This window comes from Bifidobacterium sp. POST2/T3 (B1) (genome assembly GCF_058197115.1).
The window spans coordinates 1-7,830 of sequence record NZ_JBVPQK010000110.1; the positions used below are offsets into that span (position 1 = coordinate 1).

Sequence of the window (7,830 nt, forward strand, 5' to 3'; positions counted from 1 at the left end):
TCTTCAGCACCTTCATCGACAACATCGAGATGAGCCTGGCCAAGACCGACGAGCGCATCGCCAAGATGTACCTCTCCCTGGGCGACAGGGACGACCTGAGCCAGAAGGTCCTCTCGGAGATGGAGCTGACCCGCAAGTGGGTTCTGCAAATCGTGGGTGACGAGTGGCCCCTGCAGCACCGCCACGTGCTGGGCCAGGCCATCCGGATCCGCTCTCCATATGTGGACGCCCTCTCGGTGACCCAGGTGCGCGCCCTGCGCACCCTGCGTCGTCGCAACGACAAGGAGGAGCTCAGCAAGAGTCAACAGGCCGACTTCATCTACCTGATCCTCTGCACCGTTTCGGGAGTCGCCGCCGGCCTGCAGAACACCGGCTGATTACCGCTTGACACTTTAAGGATGAGGCCCCGTTCTCTTGCAGATAGCAGGAGGCGGGGCCTCGCCATATCCAAGGGCCCCTGATGTGGTCGTGTGTTGTTTGCGGATCGAATGGTAGAGTGAAAAGTAGGGACGTCGAGAAGGTGGCTGGTTTTCGTCTTGGTTTCTGCAATGTAATGTAGAGCTGGCGCTGAGCAAAGGGTGGCTTTCCGACAAGAAGAACTTTTTTAGGCAGGCGGTATTGATACCGCTTGATGTTTGGTGAGGGGGTTTGGTTTCATGCATCTGGTTTCCCGCCTGCGTCGCATTCTGGCGATGATGACCGTCCTGATCAGCCTGCTGGCAGGCTTGGGTGTCGCATCCGCCCAAGCGGATGCTCCCATACTCACCGGGGGGGGGGGGTCGTCAGACCCCTCGCGTAGCTGAGCAAACCCCCGGCACTCTCCCCAGCAACACAACCAGCACCCCACTGCCCACACCATCGCCGATACAAGCCACCACACCATTAAACCCAACGACGGGCACCCCGTCATCGACGACGGGCGATCAGGATAAGACAGAACCCGCTCCAACTAAGCCATCCGATACCAGCGATCAGGCCGCGCACACGGTGCGCTTCGACCCTGCCGACGGCAGCAAGCCAACACAGTCAACCGTGAAGACCGGCACCCTCGCCGCTCCCCCACAACAGAATCCTGTACGCGAAGGCTTCCGGTTCGACGGGTGGACGCTTGACGGCGAGCCTTTCGACTTCCAGACTCCCATCCTCCAGGACACGACCCTGAAAGCACAATGGTCGAGGATCACGGACTGGACGCTGAGCCCGGACCACGGGCCCGCCGCCGGCGCCCGGCTGACCATCAGCCCGCCCAGCCTGCAGGAGCCCTACTACGTCAACGTCCAGGCCGCAGGCGAGCAGACAGTCGGCCTGACCGGCGACGGGCGAATCCACACCTGGACGCAGGAGGGCGCGCCCAAGCGGGTCCCCTTCCCCGCCCAGGCTCCCGACGGGTTCCGCTGGCTGCAGGCCGCGGCAGGCGGCCGGCTGCAGGCCGCGCTCGGATCCGACCAGCGGATCTACGCCTGGGCCAACGGACAATCGACACCCACCATCCTCGATGCCAACCAGGACACCCGATTCACCGGCATCAGCATGGACGGCGACCTTCTGCTGGCGGTGGACCGGCAGGGACAGGTCCACGCCTACCAGGCCAGCCGGAAAGACGGTCAAAACACGAACCCGAAATTCCTGGAGCAGGCCACGACCGGCCTGCCCGGACAGGCGCGGGCCGTCACCGCCGCCGCCTCCGGCGGCCGGGCCCTCGTCCTGGACACGGACGGGCAGGCCTGGGCCTGGGACGCGAGCAAGACCGGCAACGTCAAGCCCGCACGCATCAGGCAGGACACACAAATCCGTATCGTCCAGGCCCAGGCCCTCAACCAGGGGTTCCTCCTCCTGGACGCGGACGGGCAGGCCTGGCACCAGGCCGACGGCACGACCAGCCTTACGGCCGCCGGCCTGCCGGAAAACCTGAAGGCCAGCCGAATCACCACCGGCAATGACCAGGCCGTCATCACCAGCAGGGACGGCCGCGTCTGGGCCTGGAAGCCCGGCGAAGCGCCCGCCCGGGCGGACGACGGGAACCGGGCCTACACGCAGGCCGTCCTTGCAGGCGGCAGGATCACCGCCACCAGCAGGCAGGGCGGCCTATACCAGTGGAGCCTGGACGGGCAGGGCCGGCCCGGCCAGCCGGCCCGGCTCGGCACCGCCACAGCGCCCACCCTGGAAACAGCCGGCATGGACGGCCAGCCGCTCAAACTCAGCAGGACCGGCGACGCCTGGCAGACGGACATCCCCGCCCGCCAGCCCGGCCCGGCCGCCATCACCATCACCGGCAGGCAGGACGACCAGCCCTTCACCAGAAGCCTTACGTACACCGTCGACCAGACCCTGACCAGAGACCTCCGCCAGGGCTCCGCCTACACGGTCCGCTTCGACACAGGCGGAGGAAACCCGCCCCCACAGGACCAGAGCATCCAGCCGGTCTACGGCAGAGTCCAGCGCCCCTCCCCCGACCCGACGCGCCCAGGCTACCAGTTCGACGGATGGTTCACCGGGCAGGTCGCCTACGACTTCAGCAAACCCGTCACCCAAAACCTCACCCTCACCGCCCACTGGACCTTCAAAGACCCCGACAGCACATGGAGCATCAGCCCCGACAAGGGCAGCCAGTTCGGCAAGGAAACCACCACCATCACCCCGCCGGACACCAGCCGAGGCATCAGGTTCAACCAGGTCAGCGCATCATACTCTTATCATTCCTTGGCTGTGGGCAGCGACGGCAACGCCTACGCATGGGGAATCAACGGCAATGGCCAACTCGGCGACGGGACAACCACCACCCGGACTATGCCGGCTAAAGTGAGCAAGCCTGCAGGCACGTCCACGGACTTCACCTACCTGCAGGTCAGCGCCGGACAATTTCATTCGCTGGCCCTGGGCAGCGACGGCAACGCCTACGCCTGGGGACGCAACGACTACGGCCAGCTCGGCGACGGGACAAAGACCACTCAAAAGATTACGCCGGTCAAAGTACGCAAGCCTGCAGACACGCCCACGGACTTCACCTTCCTGCAGGTCAGCGCCGGATACTATCATTCGCTGGCCCTGGGCAGCGACGGCAACGCCTACGCCTGGGGATACGACGACTATGGCCAGCTCGGCGACGGGACAACCGCCACTCAAAAGATTACGCCGGTCAAAGTAGACAAGCCTGCAGACACGCCCGCGGACTTCACCTACCTGCAAGTCAGCGCCGGAAACACTCATTCGCTGGCCCTGGGCAGCGACGGCAACGCCTACGCATGGGGAAACAACAGCTACGGCCAGCTCGGCGACGGGGCAACCACGATCACCGATACCTCCAAGCAGACTTCGCCGGTCAAAGTATACAAGCCTGCAGGCACGCCCACAGACTTCACCTTCCTGCAGGTCAGCGCCGGAACCGATCATTCGCTGGCCGTGGGCAGCGACGGCAACGCCTACGCCTGGGGAAACAACGACTATGGCCTCGGCGACGGGACAAAGACCACTCAAAAGACTTCGCCGGTCAAAGTAGGCAAGCCTGCAGGCACGCCCACGGACTTCACCTACCTGCAGGTCAGCGACGGATACCTTCATTCGCTGGCCCTGGGCAGCGACGGCAACGCCTACGCCTGGGGATACAACATGTATGGCAGGCTCGGCGACGGGACGCAAACCGACCGGCCTACGCCGGTCAAAGTGGGCAAGCCTGCAGGCACGCCCACGGACTTCACCTACCTGCAGGTCAGCGCCGGAAACACTCATTCACTGGCCCTGGGCAGCGACGGCAACGCCTACGCCTGGGGAAGCAACTTCTTTGGCTCGCTCAGCAATCCTGATGTAAAAGGCTACAGTGTTGTTCCTGTTCCGGTGGTATTCAAGCTGGTGATCACCGGCGTCAGATTCGACCAGACCGCCGCAACAGGCCTGATGCGCGGTGATGGCAGCAGCGTCAGCGTGCTCACGCCTGCACACGCGCCGGGCACGGTCACGGTCAGCGTGGACTACACGCTGGGCGGCACACCCCAGCAGCCGGACACTTCTCTCCGTTACACGTACCTGCCTGCAGTGCTCCCCCGGGCGGGCGGGGAGGGCATCCTGCTCGCCCTGGCCACGGGCATGACCGGCATGGGCGGGGTGCTGGCATCTCGCCGCCACCGGCGGGAAACACGCCAACTATCACATGCTTCGTATGAGTAAGAGCGGCCGGGGGCGGCGTAACAATCCCCCCGCCCCCGGCCCATACAGGGGGAGCAGGGAGGAAAAGTGTCACTGAAGGCTCAAACCCCAAGGGAGCCGACACTCCCTCCCGCGCCCCCACCACACTTCCGCAGGCAGAAGCCGAGGATAGGCATGCACGCCCCCGCCTCCGCCTGGGAGAGAGGGTAACACGGCCAGGCCGGCCACGGGCACACAACCCCAGTCAGCCTGGCCGCTGTTTACAGATTCCGCCAGCCTTGAGTTCCGCCGACACTGGATCCGGCTGTCATAGTCATTGCGCGATGATAGGGTTGTATCACTGTACAAAGATGCAGAAACGAATGACATGCACCGTCTGTTGGGGAGACAGTCGGCAGAGTTCTTGGGAGGCTCTGTAAATGTCGTTATCGAATATTCCCCGCTGTGCTTCGCACGAGTAAGGCCGGATTCCCATCACTGCAATCCGGCGAACAGGCGGCTGTGCCCATCCCAACCGAGCACGGCCGTCATCTACTTCTAAACGGCGGAAAGGTACCCGTCGTAGCGCTCGGGCCTGTCCGAAAACTCCAGGCCAGCCGGCTGATACCAGGAGTATCGGCGGCTGCCGCTGTCGTCAGTCCAAATTTCAGGGCAGTCGTTGACCAGCCAGTCCGAGGGAATAGCATGGGCGCCGCCGGTCGAGGCCAGGGCCAAGGCCTGCCTGAGCTGGTCCTCCTGGTTGGCGGTCAGGCTGCCGGGGCGGGCCGAGAAGAAGAGCGGAGTGCCGGTCCGCGCCAAGAGATCCATCCATTGACGGTTGAGCTCCCAGTCGATTGATTCGGATATGCCCACGCAGTCGGCATCGGTGGCGTAGAAGCTCCCGTTCTGGGGCAGGCGGAAGGCCAGGGTGTTGACCCCGATTTGCCTGGTCCGCTCCCACTGCAGGCCGCTGGTGTCGTCGCCGGTCCGGTTGATCTGCATGAAGCCGACGCCCAGGTGGCCGACCACGTTGCACCCCTGAACCAGCATACCGGTCTTGGTGGCCTGCTCGAAGATGGCCCGGTAGAGCTGCTTGACCACCTGGGCGCTGGTAAGGCTCCGGTCGTAGAAGTGCCAGCCGTCCGGGCTGGGCCAAGGGTTCATCTGGAAGCCCCACCTGCCCAGCAGGTCGAAGGTGCTGAAATCATGCTTGACCAGCTGGTAGCCCCACTCCCCCAGCTGGGCGATGTCCTGGCGGATGTAGTCCAGGGCCTGCGGGTTCGAAGGGTCCAGGCATCCGTTGTGCGGGAGCCTGAACTGGTCGGTAATGGCCTCGTCCTCGTTGAGAAGCGGACGGTACCAGATGCCCGGTTTGATGCCCATGGCCTTGATCTGGTCGGCCAGGGCGCCCATGTCGCCGAACTTCTCATTGCCACGCCGCCAGGGGCCGCCGTTGTAGTCCTCAAGCCGGTGGTGATCCTGCCAGCCGTCATCCACGACCATGGTGGGGCGGTGAGCGTTGCCCTGGGTCAGGTCGGCCAGATACTCGGCATCGGCAAGAATCCGGGAACGGCTGGAGTCCCCGTAGGCGTAGTACCAGTTATTGCTCCCGTAGACCGGTTCAGGGGGCATAAGGCCCTTGCAGCTGATCCGGGAGCAGAAGTCACTGGCCACAGCAAAGACCGGGCCGCCAGCCCGCTCCTGGAGCGGATATTGCAGGCAGATGATGGTGGCCGCTTCAAGCTCCCGACCGTCCAGTACCAGCCCACTTCCGCCGTTGCGCAGGTCCAGGAAGAGGGTGATGCCGGCCGTATCGACCTGCCAGAAGCAGAAGGCGTTGGCACCGGTGGCCACCCCGTACCCCTGGGCCTGCTCCTGACCCGCCGCCAGGAAGTACCAGGGCATGAACCGGTTGGCGCGCATGGTCTGGAAACCCATGCGGCCGTAGCCACGCTCCCAGGCATCGCCCAGATAGAGGTCGTCGGCGGGCATGGGCCTGGTCCAGCGCAGGGCCAGGGACCGGATAGGGGTGGAGCCGGCGGTCAGGCTGACCGTCAGAGCGGATTCGCCCTTGAGGCTGACCCTCGCATCGGGGGCTGCGTGGAAAGGCCTGCCTGCGGGCGCGGTCTCCCTGTCGGCATCGGTGGTCAGCGTGATCCAGTCCGGCTCTCCCAGGCTGAGGCTGGTTGGGTTCATGATGCAGTGCTCCTTCATCCCTGTGGTGTGGCAGATAGCGGCGGGTCAGACCCGAACCAGGTCGATCAGGCGGATGGTCTCGGGCTGGCAGCGGGGTATGCGGATGCCCACGCGCTCCAAATAGGTGCCGGTGACCTCGGCGGTGCCCAGCGGACCCGTCGGATCCAGGCGCTCCAGCGAGGCCCTGGGCTTGGCGGGGCCGGTCCAGGCCAGCCGATACCGGGCCTTGGGGTCCAGGCCGGGAATACGCAGATAAACACCACGATTATGCAGGGATTCGTCCAACTGGACGTGGGCCAGGATGGCACGGCTGCGGTCGGGGGCCACCACGCCATGGGCCAGGACCGAGGGGTCGGCCAGGTCCAGGCGAACTACACGGCCGGAGTGGAGGAAGCCCCGGTTGGCCTTGTACCAGGCGATCCATTCCTTGAGCCGCTCCAAGTCCTCCTCGCTGGCCTGGCGGATGTCCCACTCGATGCCCATGGAACCAAAGACGGCCGTGGCCGCCCGGAAATCCAGGCCGTAGGTTCTGCCGGTCTGCTGGGAGGAGGGCTGGGAGATATGGGCGCCGATGTACTCGGGGGCCACGGTCTGCTCGGTCCAGCGCTGAATCAGCTGCCTGCTCAGGGCATCGGTCATGTCGGAGTTCCAGAAGCGGCGGACCTTCTCGATCACACCCAGGTCGATGCGGCCGCCGCCCGAGGCGCAGGACTCCCACTCCACCTTGGGGAAGCGAGCGCGGAGAGCGTCCAGCAGGCGGTAGTAGGCCAGGGTCTGCTCGTGGATGGCCGGCGCGCCGCCGTGGGCCTGGGAACCGGCCTCAAGCAGGTCACGGTTGTGGTCCCACTTGACGTAGTCGATGCGGCAGGACTCCAGGACCTTGGTCATGGCCTCCAGCACGTGGTTGAAGGCCTGGGGGTTGGTCAGGTCCAGAACCAGCTGGTTGCGCTGCAGCTCCGGGTTCCTGGAGGATGCCCTCATGACCCACTCAGGATGGTCGCGGTAGGCGTCCGAATCCGGGTTGATCATCTCCGGCTCGAACCAGAGGCCGAACTGCATCCCCAATTTGTGGACATAATCAACTAAAGGCTCCAGGCCCTGGGGCCAGACCGCAGGATCCACCCACCAGTCGCCCAGACCAGCCGTGTCGTCCCGGCGCAGGTGGAACCAGCCGTCATCCAGAACAAGGCGCTCCACCCCGATGCGTGCGGCCCGGTCGGCCAGGTCACGCAGGGTGTCGAAGTCGTGGTTAAAGGTGATGGCCTCCCAGACGTTCAGGATGACCGGCTGCTCGCCCGGATGCTCGGGCAGGGCGCGCTCCCAGGCGTGCAGGCTGTTCATGATCGGATCCATGCCATGGTCGGAGGCCGTGACCACGATCCAGGGCGAGCTGTACTCCTGGCCCTGGTCCAGAACCACCTCGCCGGGCAGGAGGAGCTCGCCAGCGCTGACACCGGCCGGGGTGGCGCTGTTCCGGTCCACCCGGAGCACGGTGTTCCCGCTCCAGGCCGGCTG

Annotated in this window: 3 protein-coding genes and 1 pseudogene; 2 read left to right on the forward strand and 2 right to left on the reverse strand. The window is 65.1% G+C overall.

The genetic code is table 11. From position 1 onward, the window contains the following. A partial coding sequence (locus AC0AP0_RS06545) for a phosphoenolpyruvate carboxylase (protein ID WP_490429796.1) occupies nucleotides 1–377 on the forward strand: 377 nt, incomplete at its 5' end. Nucleotides 378–656: 279 nt separating this feature from the next. Then, a pseudogene (locus AC0AP0_RS06550) lies at nucleotides 657–4,161 on the forward strand (RCC1 domain-containing protein). A gap of 516 nt (nucleotides 4,162–4,677) precedes the next feature. Here AC0AP0_RS06550 and AC0AP0_RS06555 read toward each other — a convergent pair. After that, the gene (locus tag AC0AP0_RS06555; RefSeq protein WP_490429797.1) at nucleotides 4,678–6,315 is read right to left on the reverse strand and encodes a glycoside hydrolase family 36 protein; all 1,638 of its coding nucleotides are present in this window, start codon (nucleotides 6,313–6,315) and stop codon (nucleotides 4,678–4,680) included. 45 nt (nucleotides 6,316–6,360) lie between these two features. Then, nucleotides 6,361–7,830, reverse strand: a 1,470-nt coding sequence (locus AC0AP0_RS06560; RefSeq protein WP_490429798.1) for an alpha-galactosidase, incomplete at its 5' end; no start/stop codon positions are given.

What these genes read in the sequence shown, in the direction of transcription:
- AC0AP0_RS06555 (WP_490429797.1), bottom strand. Translation starts at nt 6,315, where the DNA reads ATGAACCCAACCAGCCTCAGCCTGGGAGAGCCGGACTGGATCACGCTG.